Consider the following 15,826-nt stretch of genomic DNA (forward strand, 5'->3'; position numbering starts at 1 on the left):
TCAGGTCGTGGCCAGCGGGTTGGCGACCGTCACGTATCCCGCGGAACGGTCCGCCGAGCGCGCCCACCGGACCGACAGGTTGGCCTTGGCCGGTAGCGGCGCTCCCGACAGCAGCTCCGACAGCGGCCGGGGCCACCCGCGCGACGCCGCGTACTTCGCGAGGACGTCTCCCGCCACCGCCCACAGCTCCCGGGTGGACCCGGTCCCCGCGAGGGAGGCGGCGATCTCGGCGAGGTGGTTGACCATCAGGCAGTAGACCACCCGGTTCCAGCCGGAGGCCGCGTCGTAGGCGAGCGCCTCGGCGACCCGGTCGGGCACCCCGGACAGGTCGTGCCGTCCGGCGACGAGTTTCGTGCCCTCCAGGTCGCGGAAGACGGCCTCCACGGGCAGTCCGTCCGCGTCCACACCGATCAGGACGTTCTGCAGGTGGGGTTCCAGCACCACGCCGTGACTCACGTAGGCGTCGAGCACCGGCGGCGCCACGCACTCCACGTACGCCCGCCACCAGCGCACCGGATCGGCCGTCGGCACCCCGGCCATGCCCACTGACATCCCGGCGATGCCCGTCGGCACGCCGCCCGGCGCCGTTCCGGTCATCGGCGGCCCGGCCACGCCCGGCACCGCTCCCGCCGCCCGCCACCGGGCGACGTCCGGCACGCCGCTTCGCACCACTTCGATGACGGGCGACCGAACCGTGTCCGGTACGCCGCTTCGCACCGCTCCGGTCACCGGCGACCGCACCGTGTCCGGCATGTCGCCCGCCACCTGCCACCCGGCGGCCAGCGCGCCGCTCAGCAGCGGGGTCACCCCCGGCCTGCACACCGACCACGGGCCGACCCGGACGATCACGCCGAGCCCTTCCAGCAGCCGGGTGCCCAGCCTCGCGGAACGGTAGCCGGGCTCGGGCAGCCAGCGGGTGCCGGGGAAGGCGGCGGCCAGTTCGAGGAAGACCGGTTCGAGACGACGGCTCAGCTCGACCGCGCCCGCCAGCTCGTACCAGGAGTTCTTCCGCACGCAGTTGGTGATCCGCACATCCAGGCTGAACTTCAGGCACCGGTCGATCAGCGGCTCGTAGACCGTGCGGACCGACGACGTGGGAACCGCCATCCGGGCGCTTTCCCCCAGGTCGATCAGGCGGCCGTCGGCGAGTGGCGCGGCCAGGTCCGCCGCGAGCAGTTCCAGCTGCCACGGGTGCGCGGGCAGCGGCGAATAGCCGGGCGGCGCCTGGCCGAGCCCGTCGAGCACGCCGGTGTCACCCTCCCCGGCCAGCACGTCGTCCCTCACCCCGAGCAGCCGCAACGGGAAGCTCGCGTGCGCCTCCGGCGCGTATCGCAGCCAGTCCGCGCCGCCGCGCGCCTTCGGACTGGGATGGAACGGATGCCCGCCGACCAGTGCCTGCTCCGAGGCGAGCCACGGGTCGGTGGGCGGCGGCACCTCCTGCCGGGCCGCGACCAGCGCCGCGATGACGTCCCTGCTCGCGGAGACCTGGGCGGCGAACTCGTCGTTGTCCTCGCCGAGCCCGCTGCCGAGCTCGGTCTCCACCAGCCGGACGAGCATGTCCACGGAGAGTGGCCGCCAGGAGCCGTCCTCCGACCATTCGGGCCGCCCCTCGAAGCGCAGCGCGAGCCCGCCGTGCGCGCGGACCCGCAGGCGAGTGCCGGCGACGCGCAGCAGCACGTACGACCCCTCGTACCCGACCTGCCCCCGGGGGCCCGCGATCTCCCTCACGCAGCAGCGCAGCAGCGCCGCCAGCGAGACGTCCTCGGCGACGGCGGTGGCGACGGCGGCGGGTGCGCCGAGGGCGAGGCTGGTCATGTCGTCCTTCGCGGGAGCTGGGGGGTTCGCGGGAGCTGGGGAGGGTGGCGGAGATAGTTCGGCCCGCTCGTGCCGTAGAACTTGTTCACGTCCCGCGCGCCGGTGCGGGCCTTGTCCACCAGGGTCCCGGCGGTGATCATCGACTTGCCGACGAGCCGGTCGGCGTCGAGGGTCCTGGCCCGCAGCAGCCGGGCCATCGGATCCTCTCCGTACTCGTCGAGCGCCTCGGTGAGCGTGTCGCGGACCAGCTCGAAGGCCCTCGGCGGGGGCAGCGCTCCGAACGTCACGGCCGCCGCGGCCAGGTGCAGGGTGATGGTCACGAACACGTCGGCGAGCGCGTGCGGGTCGTCGGTGAACATCCGCGCGTCGGTGAGGTCCGGCACCGCGAGCCCGGCGGACCGCAGCCTGTCCGGTGAGGTCAGCAGGCCGTCGTTGTCCTTGACGAGCAGCCGCAGGACACCGTCGGCCGCTGTTCCGTCACCCGCCCCCCTGACACCCGCGCCCCCGTCACCCGCGATGTCGCCCCCGGGGGCGTTCCCGCTCGCGGTCTCGGCGCCGAACACCAGCGCGAGGTTCTGCTGGTGGGCCTCCAGCGCCGTGCCGTACCTGACGAAGAGCCGCACGTGGAAGCGGAACAGCACCCGCAGGTATCGGCCGAGCAGCCGGGTGACGTCCCCGCCGAACCACCGCCCGGCGAGCTCTTCGACGACCAGGCCGCCTCCGGGCAGCGGCGCGGGCAGCGCCGCGACCGGGACGACCTCCCCGGCGGGATGACGGCGCAGCAGCCAGCCCAGGTATTCGTGCCCGGCGTGCCCGTACGTCTGCTCGTCGGCGAGAAGCACCTCGGGATCGGGCATGGCCCGCAGCAGCATCTCGGCCCGTGCCCCGTCGGCCAGCGTGTCCGGCTTGATTGACCTGCGGTTGCGCAGCCCGAGGGTGCTGGTGGTGAGCGGCAGCTTCAGGTGCGTGCCGGGGACGATCTCGACCGTCCGCATCGAGAGCGTGGGCCTGACCTCCAGGTACGCCGACGGAGCCATGATCGCCCACGGGATCTCCTCGACCGCGGGGACCGTGAGCGGGTGTACGGGGAACAGCACGTGAGTCCGCGCGAGATCCCCGGCCAGGCCGACGGCGGCGAACCCGGGCGCCACCGGGGGCTCCGTCCCGACGAGCCGCTCTCGCGGCACCGCCGCCCAGCGCAGCTCGAAGGCGGGCGCGAACTCCGGCGCGTACGCGGTCAGGTCCTCGTCGGACAGGCCGCTCCGGGACCGGGCCGTCGGGTAGACGGGGTGATCGAGGAACGCGGCCAGCGTCTCGTACCACACGCCGTCGCGCCCGTTCCCGCTCGCCGTCGTGTGCGTGAGGCCGGGACGCGTGGCGACGGCGGTGGCCGCCAGCCGGGCGAGTACGTCCTCACGGTGGGCGTCGTGAAGGTCGAGGGCGCGCAGCGCCTCGCGGCACTCGGTGACGAACGACTCCACCCCGGCGGTGTCGGCGAGAGAGGAGATCTCTCGCAGGGTGCGCAGGACCTCCTCCAGGTGAAGTGTCTCCTCCGGGGCCACCACGAAGTCCTGGAACAGCGAGCCGGGGGTCAACCGCACCCGCCTGCCCCCCGGCAGGAGCAGCGCGACACCGGTCTTGTCGCGGGTCACCCGCGCGGCCAGACCGCCGTAGTCCTCGCGCAGGAGCGCGTTCAGCACCCGGGTTGCGAGGTATCGTTCCCGTTCGCTCCCGGAACCTCCGCCGACCGCGCGGGCCTTCGCGACGCCCCGGTTCACCCGGTCGCCCGTGGATCGCCGACCCGCCGGCACCTCCGCGGGACCTCCGCGGACCACGCGATCGGTCGCGCGTTCCCGGTCCGCGTGGTCGCCCGTGCTTCCGGGGTGCACCCGGTCGTTCGCGGGGTCTCGGTCCGCGTGGTCGCTCGTGGTTCCGGGGCGCACTCGGCCGCCCACGGGGCTCCGGCTCACCCGATCGTCCACGCTGTTCCGGCTCACGCGATCACCCACGGGTTCTCCGAGGTGAAGGCCGCGACGGCCGCGTCGACGCGGGCCCGGTCGGGGCCGATCGCGCGGACGATGCCCACGTAGTCGCGGTTGGTGTTGCTCAGGTCGATCCGGTCGCCCGTCGCGCGCAGCGGCCGGTGCCAGACACGGACCGGGTCACCGGGCGCGGGAACGACCGTGCCCGGAGCGCTCACCACGGTTCCAGGCCGGTCGGCGACGAGGCTCAGCGCGGTCGCGTGCCCCTCGCCGGAAGACCGCGGTCGCGCATCGAGACGCGCCCCGAGATGCACACCGAGAACGAGCTCGAACAGGGGCGCGTCCAGCATGCTCGCCAGCAGGAAGTCGCAGTGGTCGCCGATCACCCGGTAGTTGACCTCGACGATCCTCGGCCCGGCCGGAGTCATCACGTACTCGGTGTGGCAGGCCCCGAACCCGACCCGCAGTGCCCCGAGGGCCCGCAGCACGTGGTCACGGCCGGGGGGCGGCTCCCAGTCGAGCCGTTCCTCCACGAAGTACGGCAGCGGCCCGAGGGTGGTGCGGAAACCGCCGAGCACCCTGATCCGCTCGCCGTCGCCGAGCGTCTCCATCGTGTGCAGAGGGCCGTCGAGATACTCCTCCACGACCAGCGTCTCTCCGGGGCGCCTGTCCCGGATGGCCGCGACGGCCTCCGCGAGCTCGCCCGTGTCGCGGACCAGTACGACGTCCTCGCTCGCCACGCCCTCGCGGGGCTTCACGACCGCGGGGAACGGCAGGTCCGCGGGCGGCGGATCGTCCGGTGCCAGCCGTGCGGAACGGACGGTCTCGACTCCGGCGGCGGCGAGCCGCCGCCGGGTGAGCGCCTTGTTCTTGGTGTCGACGCAGGCCCGCCAGTCCTTGCCCGGCAGGCCGAAGTACGCGGCGGCGAGCGCGGTCTCCGCCTGGATGTGGTCGGAGTTCGAGAAGATCGCGTCCGGGGCGTGGTGGTGCGCGACGGTGTCGATCACCGCCCGCGCGTCGCGCACGTCGCAGCGGAGCACCTCGGCCCCGGAGTCGCGGTACCGCTCGGGCCGGTCGGTGAGGACGGTGACCTCGCAGCCGAGCGCGCGGGCCGCGGGGAGAAAGCCGTCGGTGACCGAGTCGGTCGGTTTCAGCGCGGTGAGGTACAGCCGCAATGCAGGGACCCCCGATATCAGGCAAGGCTAACCTAACTCGGAGATCCTAGCCTGCAGCCGATCAGCGCGCGGAGGCGATCAGCTTATTGACAGTAGATGTCCGTGTCGCCCAATGATGAGAGCCCACGGAGCCCGCTGTACAGGGCGGGAGAACCGGACGAGGGGTGAGGAAGGAGGAGAACCGATGACGCACCGAGGCGTGTGTCGCCTCTCCCGCGCGTACGCGGAGAAAGGGGGAGGGCTCGTGCGCCAAGACGTGTGCCACCTTCCTCGCGCGCATGCCGGGAAGGAGGGAGGACCTGTGCGCGCAGAGGGGCGGATGGGGGCTTCGTCCTGCGGCGTAGGATGTGCACTCGGTGGGGGAGGCTGAACGGCGTGGAAATCGCGGCACAAGAAGAACTGTTGGGACCGCTGCTGCTCGCGCGCAGTGCCATCGACCGGTCGGCGGCGCTTCGCGGCGACGCCGAGTGGCTCGAAAAGGCCTGGGCGGACACCGCGACCAGGGTCGTGGTCATCGACGACGGACAGGCGCTGGTCCGGCGCAGCGGCGGAGAGGCCAAGCTGGTCCTGCTGCCCACGGCGGAGGCGCCGGACGGGGAGCGCTACCTGCTCGGCGTCGACGCCGAGGGCATCGCCTACTTCGCCGTGGCGGCACCGTTGGCGGACAGCGTCCACACCGGTTCCTTCAACCGGATCGTCGCCCCGCTCGCCTCCTCGGAGCTGGAGGAGGGCCAGACCCTCACCGCCGGACTCCGCCAGGTGGGGGCGATGCTGGAGGATCTGGACGCGGGGCTGCTGGTGTACGCGGTCGCCCTGGAGGCATGGCACTCCACCCACGAGTTCTGTCCCCGGTGCGGGAGCGCCACCGAGGTGCGCGCGGGCGGGCACGTACGCGTCTGTCCCAAGGACAACAGCCAGCACTTCCCCCGGGTCGATCCCGCGGTGATCATGCTGGTTCGCGACGAGGACGACAGGTGCCTGCTGGCCAGAGGGCCGCAGTGGCCCGAGGGGCGGCTCTCGGTGCTGGCCGGGTTCGTCGAGCCCGGCGAGTCGCTGGAGCACGCCGTGGCGCGCGAGGTGGTCGAGGAGGTCGGTGTGCGCGTCGTCGAGCCGCGCTACATGGGCAGCCAGCCCTGGCCCTTCCCGCGCAGCCTGATGCTCGGCTTCTTCGCGCGGGCCACGTCGACGGAGTTCGTCCTCGATGCCGAGGAGATCGCCGAGGCCCACTGGTTCAGCCGTGCCGAGCTGCTGGCCGCGGTGGAGAGCGGCGAGGTGCGCCTGCCGCCCGAGGTGTCGATCGCCCGCAGGCTCATCGAGGCCTGGTACGGCGAGCCGCTCACCGGCGACTGGTGACCCTCTCCGCGGGGAAGGCCACGACCCGTCCCCGCCGAGGAGAAACGCCGGGAAAAGACCTCGCCGCCCTCGGGATCTCCCACCTTGCGGGGAAGACCTCCGACAGGCGGCGGATCGCCGGGTCACGAGGTCGAGGACGTCCCGGCATACGAGAGCCCCGGTGTCCATGGAAGCGAGACCGGGGCCCGACAGTGGACCTGACAGTGGAAAGGGCGGTTACACGCCCGCGCCCGCCAGGATGCGCTTGAGCTCGATCACCGAGGGGTTGGTCCTGACGACCTGGCCGGTGGGGGAGTCGACCACGACGGTGGGGACGACCTGGTTACCGTTGTTCACGCTCATGACGAACGTGGCCGCGTCCGGGTCGCTCTCGATGTCGACCTCCTTGTAGGAGATCCCCTCGCGGCTGAGCTGGCTCTTCAGCCGCTTGCAGGGACCGCACCAGGTCGTGGTGTACACAGTGAGCGCCATGTCGTGAAAAATCCCCTCATGTGATGTCCGGCGCCATTGGCAACACAGCGAGGGCCGTTCATCTTCCCGATGGGAGCAGTTTCTCCGCGACCCACTGCTGAACCCGGTCCGCCACACCGGGCAGCCGGTAAAGAGGTGAGCTGTGCGCGATGCCGGGCTCGGTGACGATCGTCACCGGCACGCCGACCTTGCGCAGGTGCTCCTTGAGCTGCTCGCTGTGCTCCGGCGACACGAACTCGTCCTCGGAGTGCACGACCAGCATGGGCGCGTCACCGCGGCTCGCGTGCCACGGCACCTCCATGCTCGCCCAGACCCTGGCGCACTTGCCGGTGGGCTCACAGCCCCCGGCGAGCCTGATGGCCGACTCGCGAAGCTTGCGCCTCTCCAGGTCGAAGGTGTCGATGCCCTCGGTGTACGCCGTGAGCGGGGACATCACCGGGGAGATGCCGACGACGCCGCGCATGCCGGGCCAGCCGTTCTTGTAGGTGCCCACGGCCCCGGCGAGGTGGCCTCCGGCGGAGAAACCGACGACCACGTAGTTGTTCGGGTCGAAGGACCACAGTGCCGCGTTCCGCCGTGCGGTGGCGATCGCGCTCAGCGTGTCGGTGCGCTGTGCCGGCCAGGAGGCGTCGGTGGAGAGGCGGTAGTTGATGTTGAAGACGACGTAGCCCTGCTCGGCGTAGCTGCGGCTTATCTCGGTCATGTACTTCTTGTCGCCCGACGACCACCAGCCGCCGTGGATCAGGAAGACACCCGGCCGCTTCAACTCGTCGGTCTGGTACCAGACGTCCATGCGCTGGCGGACGTGCCGACCGTACGCGACGGTGTTGACGACCGTGCCCTGCACCAGAGGGTCGGGCTGGCCCACCGGAGGGGGCGTCGGGTTGCCCGCACGGGTCTTCTGGGCGGAGGTCTTCTTGGGGTCGCCCGTGCCCGTACCGCCCGTGCTTGTTCCGCTCGTGCCCGTACCGCTCGTGCCGGCCTTGCTCACGCCGGTCCCCGTGCCGGTCGTTCCCGCGGTGGCCGTACCGATCTCGGCCACCCCGGTGGTCGCCTTCGCCGTGCCGTACGTGCTGCGATCCGTGTCGTCCGCGCCGGCCTTCGCCGTGCCGGTGGTGGCTCTGCCTGTGGGGGCCTCCGCCGAGCCGGGTGCGCCGCCGGTCTGGGCCGGAGCCGAGACCGTGTGGGCGTGCGCGGTCGTGTACGCCACCGCGGGTACAACCATCGCCGTCGCCAGGGCGAGTGCACCTACGGTTACCCCAGTTCGCACGAGCCTCTTCCTTCCCCCGGATCGGTCGCCCCCATTGTGGAGCAAAAAGCCCGCTTTGTGCATCTCGGCGAACCACATAGGTTGACGGCGGCATGTTGCCAGAATGACTGATGCTTGGCCAGTGACTGGGAGGATGTTGCCGCCCGGTCCGTTCGACTGCGTGTAAGGAGGCTCCGTGGAGCCCGACAACGTTCTGGCGGCACTGGACCCCGAGCAGCGTGAGGTGGCGGAAGCCGTCAGAGGACCGGTCTGTGTCCTCGCGGGGGCGGGGACGGGCAAGACCCGTGCCATCACCCACCGCATCGCGCACGCGGTCCGCAGCGGAGTGGTCGACGCCCAGGGCGTGCTGGCGGTGACGTTCACCACTCGCGCGGCCGGTGAGCTCAGGCAGCGGCTGCGGCACCTCGGCACGCCGGGCGTGCAGGCGCGCACCTTCCACGCCGCCGCGCTGCGCCAGCTCACCTACTTCTGGCCGCGCGTCATCGGTGGCGACCCGCCCAGGGTGATCGAGTCGAAGCTGCCGCTGCTGATCGACGCCTGTCGCGTCCTGCGCAAGAACCAGGACCGTTCCGAACTGCGTGACATCGCCTCCGAGATCGAATGGGCGAAGGTCACCCAGATCGCCCCCGAGGACTACGCGGAGGCCGCGAAAAAGGCGGGCCGCGTCTCGCCCGTCCCCGCCGAGGAGGTCTTCCGGCTCTACGAGGCATACGAGAACCTCCGCCGCGACCGGCACCTGGTCGACTTCGAGACCATCCTGGAGCTCACCGCGGCCGTGATGACCGAGCACCGCGAGGTGGCCTCCCAGATCCGCCAGCAGTATCGCTACTTCGTGGTCGACGAGTACCAGGACGTCAACCCCCTGCAGAAGCTGTTGCTCGACACCTGGCTCGGCGGACGCGACGACCTGTGCGTGGTCGGCGACCCCAACCAGACGATCTACTCCTTCACCGGGGCCACCCCCCGCTACCTGACCGGTTTCTCGGTCGAGCACCCCAACGCCACCGTGATCAAGCTGGTCCGCGACTACCGTTCCACGCCCCAGGTCGTCTCCCTGGCCAACCGGGTGCTCGACAGGGCACGCACCCCGCACAAGCTCGCCCTGATCGCCCAGCGCCCCGACGGCCCCGAACCGGTCTTCACCGAGTACGACGACGAGACCGCCGAGGCGGAGGGCGTGGCCCGGGCGGTGAAGAAGCTCGTCGGCACCGGGGTGCCCACCCGCGAGATCGCCGTGCTGTTCCGGGTCAACGCCCAGTCCGAGGCGTACGAGCAGGCCTTCGCCAAGGCCGGCCTGCCGTACGTGCTGCGCGGCGCCGACCGCTTCTTCGAGCGTCCCGAGGTCCGCCAGGCGGTCGTGCTGCTGCGTGGCGCCGCCCGCTCGGCCGAGCCCGGCGACACGCTCGCCTCGACCGTGCACGACATCCTGGCCGGCATCGGGCTCACTCCCGAGGCTCCCGGCGGGGGCAAGGCCCGCGAGAAGTGGGAGTCACTGAAGGCACTGGCCGATCTCGCCGAGGACCTCGCCGCCACCGGCGCCGATCTGCCCGCCTTCGTGGCCGAGTTGGAGCGCCGGGCCGGAGAGCAGCACGCGCCGCCGGTCGAAGGGGTCACCCTGGCCTCGCTGCACGCCGCCAAGGGCCTGGAGTGGGACGCCGTCTTCCTCGTCGGCGTCGCCGACGGCATGCTGCCGATCATCTACGCGGAGACGCCCGAGCAGATCGAGGAGGAGCGCCGCCTCCTGTACGTCGGCGTCACCCGCGCCCGCGCCCACCTCGCGCTGTCGTGGGCGCTGGCGCGTTCACCCGGCGGGCGGCGTTCCCGCAAACCGTCCCGCTTCCTGGACGGGCTCACCGGCCGCTCCGCGCGGAAAAGCCGCGCCGACGCCCCGGCCGCGGCGGCCGACCGCCGCCAGGTCGCCGCGCCGATCAGCTGCCGGGTCTGCGGCAAGACCCTCACCGCCGCCACCGAGCAGAAGCTCGGCAGGTGCGCGGGCTGCCCCGCCGACTACGACGAGGCGCTGCTCGGCGCGCTCAAGTCGTGGCGTACGGGAGTGGCCAAGCACGAGAAGATCCCCCAGTGGGCGATCTTCACCGACGTCACCCTCCAGGCCATCGCCGAACGGGCACCGCTTTCTGAGCAGGATCTCCTCGCCATCACCGGAATCGGACGGGTCAAGCTTGATCGTTATGGTGAGGCGGTACTCGAACTATGCCGTATCGCCGCAAACCAGACGGAGGGCGCGTGAACGAGGCGTTGAAGGAGCTTCTGGATCTGCTCGACCTGGAGCAGATCGAGCTCGACATCTTCAGGGGGCGCAGCCCGAAGGAGCGTATCCAACGTGTCTTCGGCGGCCAGGTAGCCGCCCAGGCACTGTTCGCCGCAGGACGGACGGTGCCCGACGACCGCCACGTCCACTCGCTGCACGCCTACTTCATCCGTCCCGGAGACCCGGCCATCCCGATCGTCTACAACGTCGAGCGGGTCCGCGACGGCCGATCCTTCACCACCCGCCGGGTGGTGGCCATCCAGCACGGTAAGGCGATATTCACCATGTCGGCCTCCTTCCACGTGACGGAGACCGGCGTCGAACACCAGGCGGCCACGATGCCGCAGGTGGTCGACCCCGAGGGCCTGCCGCTCTTCAAGGACCGGATTCTCCAGGCGGTGGGGCCGGACTCGCCGCTGCGAGATTGGGTCTCCAGGCCGAGGCCGGTGGACGCCCGCTACGTCACCCCCCTCACCTGGGAGGCCTACCGCGACCCGGAGCTTCGCGGTTCAAACACCAACGTGTGGTTCCGCTACGACGCGGAACTGCCCGACGATCCGCTGCTGCACGTGGTGCTCGCCGCCTATGCCTCCGATTTCACCCTGGTCGACACCGTCCTTCTCACCCACGGCCTCGCATGGGGCGCGTCCAACCTCTTCGGCGCGTCGCTGGACCACGCGATGTGGTTCCACCGTCCCTTCCGGGTGGACGAGTGGATGCTCTACGCCCAGGAGTCACCGTGGTCCGGGGCGGCGCGAGGGCTCGCCAAGGGGGAGATGTTCACCCGGTCCGGGAAACTGGCCGTGTCGGTAGTTCAGGAGGCGATGATCCGCGTGAGATAGTCGCAAAACCGCAGGTGGAAAATAGGTTGCCCACTCCCCGGGCCGGGGTTTAAGGTCATGGACATGCAAGTCGGACGCTACTGTCCGACGATCAACTAATGGAGGTGAGTCCGCTGTGAAGAGCATCCTGATGCAGTCCCAGATGGGGCTCACTTCTGCGCGCCGTAACACCGTTCTGCCTTGCGACAGTCAGGTCATTCTCGCCGGTGGCGTGGCTGCTCTGGCTCTGCAGGTGGACTCTGCCCGCTTCCACGCCGAAGCCGGCCGTCGTTGGTTCGCTCCGGCCGATTTCCCGGCGACGGACGTCCCGGCTGTTCGGAGTGGGCTGGGCGGCAACTACGCAACAACGACCAAGCACATCGGAAACGGTGGACTGCGCGGTCCGCAACCCTGGGGGCAACCTCCGGTCATAACCTGACCGAGGAAAAAGCCTTCAGGCCGCGGATCCGCACACAGGATCCGCGGCCTTCTTGTTTGTCCGCGTCATTCCTGACCCCCACCCCAAGAGGTAACCGAAGATCAACACCTAGCTGAGAGGTGAACAGATGGGGGCCCAGACGGTCATGGACCTGATCGACGAAGCCACAATCCCCTGTCGTACCGACCCCGACCTGTGGTTCGCCGAGTCTCCGGAGGACGTGGAGTTCGCCAAGGCGCTCTGCGGGGGCTGCCCGATCCGTGAGGCCTGCCTGGCCCGCGCGCTGGAGCGCGAGGAGCCGTGGGGCGTCTGGGGCGGCGAGCTTGTTCTGCGGGGGGCGATCGTTCCCCGGAAGCGTCCGCGCGGGCGTCCCCGCAAGAACCCGGTCGCTGCCTGAACAACCCGGTAACCGCCCGAACCACCCAGAAGTCGAACCGCCGAGAACCCGGATCACCAAGAACTCGGCCGACCACGAACCACACGTTTCCGAAGGGACCATTCCGATGAGCCACTCCAACACCAGAGGCCTCCCCCTGCCGTCTATGCAAGAAGAACTGGTCCGTGACCGAATACGGACCCTCCACCGGGAGGCGGAGGAGCATCGCAGGGCCGCAGGTCTTCAGCGCCTCCGGCGCGCCCAGCGTGAGGCGGAGCGCGCCTCGGCGCGCCTGCGGAGCGCGATCCTGCGCCTCGTCTGATCCGTCATCATCTGTCTTGACCTGTCCGTCTTGATCTGTTCGACCTGACCGGTAGGGACCGGCGGCGACGCGTAGAGCGCGCACGAGAAACACGCGAAGCCGCACGGAAGGAAAAGCCGCACGGAAGAGGACGTTAAGAGCGAGACGGGCCGGACATAGGCGACGGACTCGAAGAGCGAGACGAACGAGGGGTGACCCGCTCAGGCGGGTCACCCCTCAAGCGTCTCGCCGGTCTCGCCGGATCCACCACGCCGCCGCGTGTCGCAGGACGTTGCGGCACATCGAGAGGCGTCGAGAGGCATCGCACCGCGTCGTGGTAGGTCCCGGGAGGGGAGTATCGCGGCACGTCGTGGCACATGAGGGGATCGAGGGGTATCACAGCACGTCGCCGCGTCACGACAAGGGGACAGCCCTCGGGCGCCGATGAGCCATCGGCGCCCTGTCCGGGGAGAAGCCGAAGAACCGGAGCGCTGTCCGTGCAGAAGCCGAAGAACCGGAGCGCCGTCCGTGCAGAAGCCGTAGAAGCGGAAGAAGTCGTGGGAGCGGAAAGTCGCGGCAGGGAGAGATCCCTCAGGCACTGGTGAGGGTGGGCTCTCCCGAGTCCTCGTCGGTGAACCCGGGGACCCAGCGGATGACCTCCTCGCGGAAGCGGGCGGTGGCGCCGAGCTGGCAGAGAACACCGACCCCCGCCGCGTGCACCCGGTGGATGAGAACGTACGAGGCCGGCAGGTTGAGCTGGCGCACCACATTGCCGGGACGCAGGTCGGTGGCCGTGGCGGCCTGCTGCTGGAGCCACTCCCTGCTGAAGGAGAACTCCTCCACGGCGGTCGGTTCGACGTAGGGGGCGAGGAACGCCCGCAGGGCTTCGGGGTCGATCTCGATGTGCGGCTGAATGAAGCCCTCGTCGCGCAGGCCCTGCACGACGGTTGCCATGTCGCCGTTGTTGAAGATGCGGGTCAGCTTCCCGAAGACCGGCGGGTATCCGTCGGGCATCCGGTTGACCGCGCCGAAGTCGAGCACGCACATCCGGCCGTCCTCGACGATCCGGAAGTTGCCCGGGTGGGGGTCGGCGTGCAGCATGCCCAGCCGCGCGGGTGAGGAGAACAGGAACCGGACGAGCTGGAGACCGGCCCGGTCACGCTGCTCCTGGGTGCCGTCGGCGATGATCCGCGACAGAGGGGTGCCGTCGACCCATTCGGAGACGAGCACCTGCTCGTTGGCGGCGATCACGTCCGGGATCAGGAAGTCGGGATCGTCCTTGTACTCCAGGGCGAAGGCGTGCTGGGCCTCGGCCTCGTGGAGATAGTCGAGCTCCTCGACCACCCGCTCGCGCAACTCGCTCAGCACGGTCTTGATGTCGAGGCCGGGCAGCAGCACCCCGAAGAGCTTGCCGAGCCTGGACAGCTGGGTGAAGTCGGAGAGCAGCGCCTTCCCCGCCCCCGGATACTGGATCTTCACCGCGACCGTCCGGCCGTCGTGCCAGACCGCCTTGTGCACCTGCCCGATCGACGCGGCGGCGGTGGGCCTGTCGTCGAACGACAGGAAGTTCTCCCGCCAGTCGTCACCCAACTGCTCGACGAGGACCTTGTGCACGGTCGCCGCGGGAAGCGGCGGAGCCGCGTCCTGGAGTTTGGTCAGGGTCGCGCGGTAGGGGCCGGCGACCTCGGCGGGCAGTGCCGCCTCGAAGATGGACAGCGCCTGGCCGAGCTTCATCGCCCCGCCCTTGAGCTCCCCGAGAACCTTGAAGATCTGCTCGGCGGTGCGTTCCTGGATTTCCTGGGCGACGATCTCGGCGGACTTGCCCCCGATTCGTTTTCCGAGACCGAGAGCGGTGCGTCCGGCGAACCCGATCGGCAGGGCGGCCAGCTTGGCAGAGCGCGCAACGGCGCGGCGCGGAAGGTCACTCACCTTGGTTAGCGGCGCATCCGCTGCTACAGCGAGACGCCGCTCCCTCCCTTCGCTGTGTATCCGTCAGCGGCGGGTAGCCGACCGCTGTGTCCGTCAGCTGTGTCTGTCAGCTGTGTGTTTGTGAGCCGTGCGTCCGTCAGCGACAGGCGGCCGACGCGACCATTGTCAGCGACCCCAACTCGTTTCGGAAGCAACGACATTGAGGATGAACACTCCAGGATCGCCTCTTCCAGCTCCAATCTGGCAATACTTCCACTGTGCTGTTGGTCACAGCGGGCTCACGGCCGTCGATCACGGCGAGTGCGTGACCTGCGGCAGTCGCCGCCACCAGCGTCGACAGCACCGTCCCACACGCGATTTCTCCCGCGGGGAAACCACCCAGCCCGGCGCTGACGACAGGCCAGCCAGGGTCACGATCTCGTCGGGTCAAATCTAGGCAGTGCAGGCATGTGCTCCGTCCAGGCAGCACCAGAGGGCCGACCGACCCGGAGCCCTCGAAGGCGGTGACCAGCAGGTGCGGGATCTCCCACTCGACGAGCTCCTTGACCAGGAGACCGTCCAGGGGCCCCACCGGAGCGAGCACCGCCAGGTCGAAAGGTCTGCCCCCGTCGGCCGGCTGGGCGGCCCCGTCGCCGGTCCACGCCGTGAGGCCGGGCGCGAGCCTCTTGGCCACCGCGACCGCGCCGTCCTGCCTGCTCATTCCGACCTCCGTCCAGCCGAGCCCGCCGGGGACGACGTCCCTTCGCCGGGCCGTACCGGGATCGACGACGCAGATCCGGCCGACCCCCGAGGCGGCGAGCAGGGCGACGACCTGCGCGCCGACCCGCCCCGCGCCGTAGACCCGTACCTGGGCCTCTCGCCTGCGCTCCAGCACGGCGAGCCCGCCGTCGATCGTGCCCGGTGTGAGGGAGAGCGCGTCGAGATCCGGCTGGAGCCTGTCACACTCGGCCATCGCGAGTGTGCGCAGCGGACCGGGGGCCGCGCCCGCGTCGTCCACCACGCCACGGCTGACCAGCAGATCGAGCAGAGCCCGGCCGTCCTCCTCGCCGAGGCCCACCTCGGCGGCACCGGCCAGCACGCCCGCGAGGTCACGGACGCCGTCGAGACTCTCGACCCAGCGGCGGACCCCCGGCTCCAGATCGGTCAGCACCACCGCGTGACGAGGATGCAGACCGAACTGCAGGGTGCGTCCGTCGCGGGCGACGCGGCGCAGGGCGGGCTTCAGACGTGGTCTCATCGCAGAACCTTTCTCAGGAGGAACCCGCAGGTGAGCCGGGGGGAACGGGCGGGCCGGCCGGGTGGGCCCAGCGTGGCACGGCCCCTCAAGATCCCAGACACCTTTCCCGTCGCCTGTGGATAACTCTCAGCCTGTGGATAACTCACCCCCGTGCCGGCCCCCGTCCTGTCGACCGCTCAAAAGATCTCCCTGGCGGGTAAGGGCCGCGGATCTCGACGCCGCGCCGAGCCGGAAACCCCTCGCCCGGCCCGTCATGATGATCTACGACGGCATGCTTGAAGGCTCGGCAGGCCGGAGAGAACAGCGGGTCCCGCGTTTCGGCGACGCATGAGACGGCTGATATCCAGGTTAATTAGATAAGTCACGGTCATAGTTGATCATCCACGCT

The 15,826-nt window shown here is 70.3% G+C and carries 13 protein-coding genes; 6 read left to right on the forward strand and 7 right to left on the reverse strand.

Annotation, left to right across the window (positions count from 1 at the left end; genetic code table 11):
- The 3 genes from AB0B90_RS22415 to AB0B90_RS22425 are packed head-to-tail and all read right to left on the reverse strand — an operon-like array spanning position 1 to position 4,972.
- The gene (locus tag AB0B90_RS22415) at positions 1 to 1,815 is read right to left on the reverse strand and encodes an IucA/IucC family protein (protein ID WP_362924449.1); all 1,815 of its coding nucleotides are present in this window, start codon (positions 1,813 to 1,815) and stop codon (positions 1 to 3) included.
- Complete coding sequence (locus AB0B90_RS22420) at positions 1,812 to 3,812, reverse strand: IucA/IucC family protein (RefSeq protein WP_362924451.1); 2,001 nt, start codon at positions 3,810 to 3,812, stop codon at positions 1,812 to 1,814. The genes AB0B90_RS22415 and AB0B90_RS22420 overlap by 4 nt, the downstream gene beginning before the upstream one ends.
- Entirely contained in the window at positions 3,809 to 4,972 is a 1,164-nt protein-coding gene (locus AB0B90_RS22425) for a siderophore biosynthesis protein (protein WP_362899165.1), read from the reverse strand. Before AB0B90_RS22425 ends, AB0B90_RS22420 begins: the two co-directional genes overlap by 4 nt.
- 375 nt (positions 4,973 to 5,347) lie before the next feature.
- On the opposite strand from AB0B90_RS22425, the gene nudC reads away from it, so the two are divergent.
- Positions 5,348 to 6,325, forward strand: coding sequence for an NAD(+) diphosphatase (gene nudC / locus AB0B90_RS22430; protein ID WP_350947840.1), 978 nt, complete (start codon positions 5,348 to 5,350; stop codon positions 6,323 to 6,325).
- 216 nt (positions 6,326 to 6,541) lie between these two features.
- Here the strand turns inward: nudC and AB0B90_RS22435 are convergent, their stop codons facing one another.
- Positions 6,542 to 6,796, reverse strand: coding sequence for a glutaredoxin domain-containing protein (locus AB0B90_RS22435; RefSeq protein ID WP_350947839.1), 255 nt, complete (start codon positions 6,794 to 6,796; stop codon positions 6,542 to 6,544).
- Positions 6,797 to 6,854: 58 nt separating this feature from the next.
- Entirely contained in the window at positions 6,855 to 8,066 is a 1,212-nt protein-coding gene (locus AB0B90_RS22440) for an alpha/beta hydrolase (RefSeq protein WP_350947838.1), read from the reverse strand.
- 175 nt (positions 8,067 to 8,241) lie between these two features.
- On the opposite strand from AB0B90_RS22440, the gene AB0B90_RS22445 reads away from it, so the two are divergent.
- From AB0B90_RS22445 to AB0B90_RS22465, 5 genes are all read left to right on the forward strand, one after another.
- Positions 8,242 to 10,314, forward strand: a complete 2,073-nt coding sequence (locus tag AB0B90_RS22445) for an ATP-dependent DNA helicase UvrD2 (RefSeq protein ID WP_362924454.1) — start codon at positions 8,242 to 8,244, stop codon at positions 10,312 to 10,314.
- Positions 10,311 to 11,177, forward strand: coding sequence for an acyl-CoA thioesterase II (gene tesB, locus AB0B90_RS22450; protein WP_362924456.1), 867 nt, complete (start codon positions 10,311 to 10,313; stop codon positions 11,175 to 11,177). Before AB0B90_RS22445 ends, tesB begins: the two co-directional genes overlap by 4 nt.
- A gap of 115 nt (positions 11,178 to 11,292) precedes the next feature.
- On the forward strand, positions 11,293 to 11,595 hold the full coding sequence (locus AB0B90_RS22455) for a hypothetical protein (RefSeq protein WP_350947835.1): 303 nt from the start codon (positions 11,293 to 11,295) through the stop codon (positions 11,593 to 11,595).
- 127 nt (positions 11,596 to 11,722) lie between these two features.
- Positions 11,723 to 11,992, forward strand: coding sequence for a WhiB family transcriptional regulator (locus AB0B90_RS22460; protein WP_329085648.1), 270 nt, complete (start codon positions 11,723 to 11,725; stop codon positions 11,990 to 11,992).
- 145 nt (positions 11,993 to 12,137) lie between these two features.
- Positions 12,138 to 12,293 carry a hypothetical protein gene (locus tag AB0B90_RS22465; protein ID WP_350947834.1) on the forward strand — a complete coding sequence of 52 codons (156 nt, stop codon included), beginning with the start codon at positions 12,138 to 12,140 and terminating at the stop codon, positions 12,291 to 12,293.
- A 570-nt stretch (positions 12,294 to 12,863) separates the two neighbouring features.
- Here AB0B90_RS22465 and AB0B90_RS22470 read toward each other — a convergent pair.
- Positions 12,864 to 14,201: an AarF/UbiB family protein gene (locus AB0B90_RS22470; RefSeq protein ID WP_350947833.1), complete on the reverse strand. Its 1,338-nt coding sequence runs from the start codon at positions 14,199 to 14,201 to the stop codon at positions 12,864 to 12,866.
- Positions 14,202 to 14,337: 136 nt separating this feature from the next.
- Positions 14,338 to 15,438 carry a ThiF family adenylyltransferase gene (locus AB0B90_RS22475; protein ID WP_350947832.1) on the reverse strand — a complete coding sequence of 367 codons (1,101 nt, stop codon included), beginning with the start codon at positions 15,436 to 15,438 and terminating at the stop codon, positions 14,338 to 14,340.
- Positions 15,439 to 15,826: the final 388 nt, after the last annotated feature.

The sequence above is a fragment of the Streptosporangium sp. NPDC049078 genome (genome assembly GCF_040648855.1).
GTDB lineage: Bacteria > Actinomycetota > Actinomycetes > Streptosporangiales > Streptosporangiaceae > Streptosporangium.

Coding starts and splice junctions, on each gene's coding strand:
- AB0B90_RS22415 (WP_362924449.1), bottom strand. CDS start 1,815: ATGACCAGCCTCGCCCTCGGCGCACCCGCCGCCGTCGCCACCGCCGTC.
- AB0B90_RS22475 (WP_350947832.1), bottom strand. CDS start 15,438: ATGAGACCACGTCTGAAGCCCGCCCTGCGCCGCGTCGCCCGCGACGGA.
- AB0B90_RS22465 (WP_350947834.1), top strand. CDS start 12,138: ATGCAAGAAGAACTGGTCCGTGACCGAATACGGACCCTCCACCGGGAG.
- AB0B90_RS22460 (WP_329085648.1), top strand. CDS start 11,723: ATGGGGGCCCAGACGGTCATGGACCTGATCGACGAAGCCACAATCCCC.
- AB0B90_RS22435 (WP_350947839.1), bottom strand. CDS start 6,796: ATGGCGCTCACTGTGTACACCACGACCTGGTGCGGTCCCTGCAAGCGG.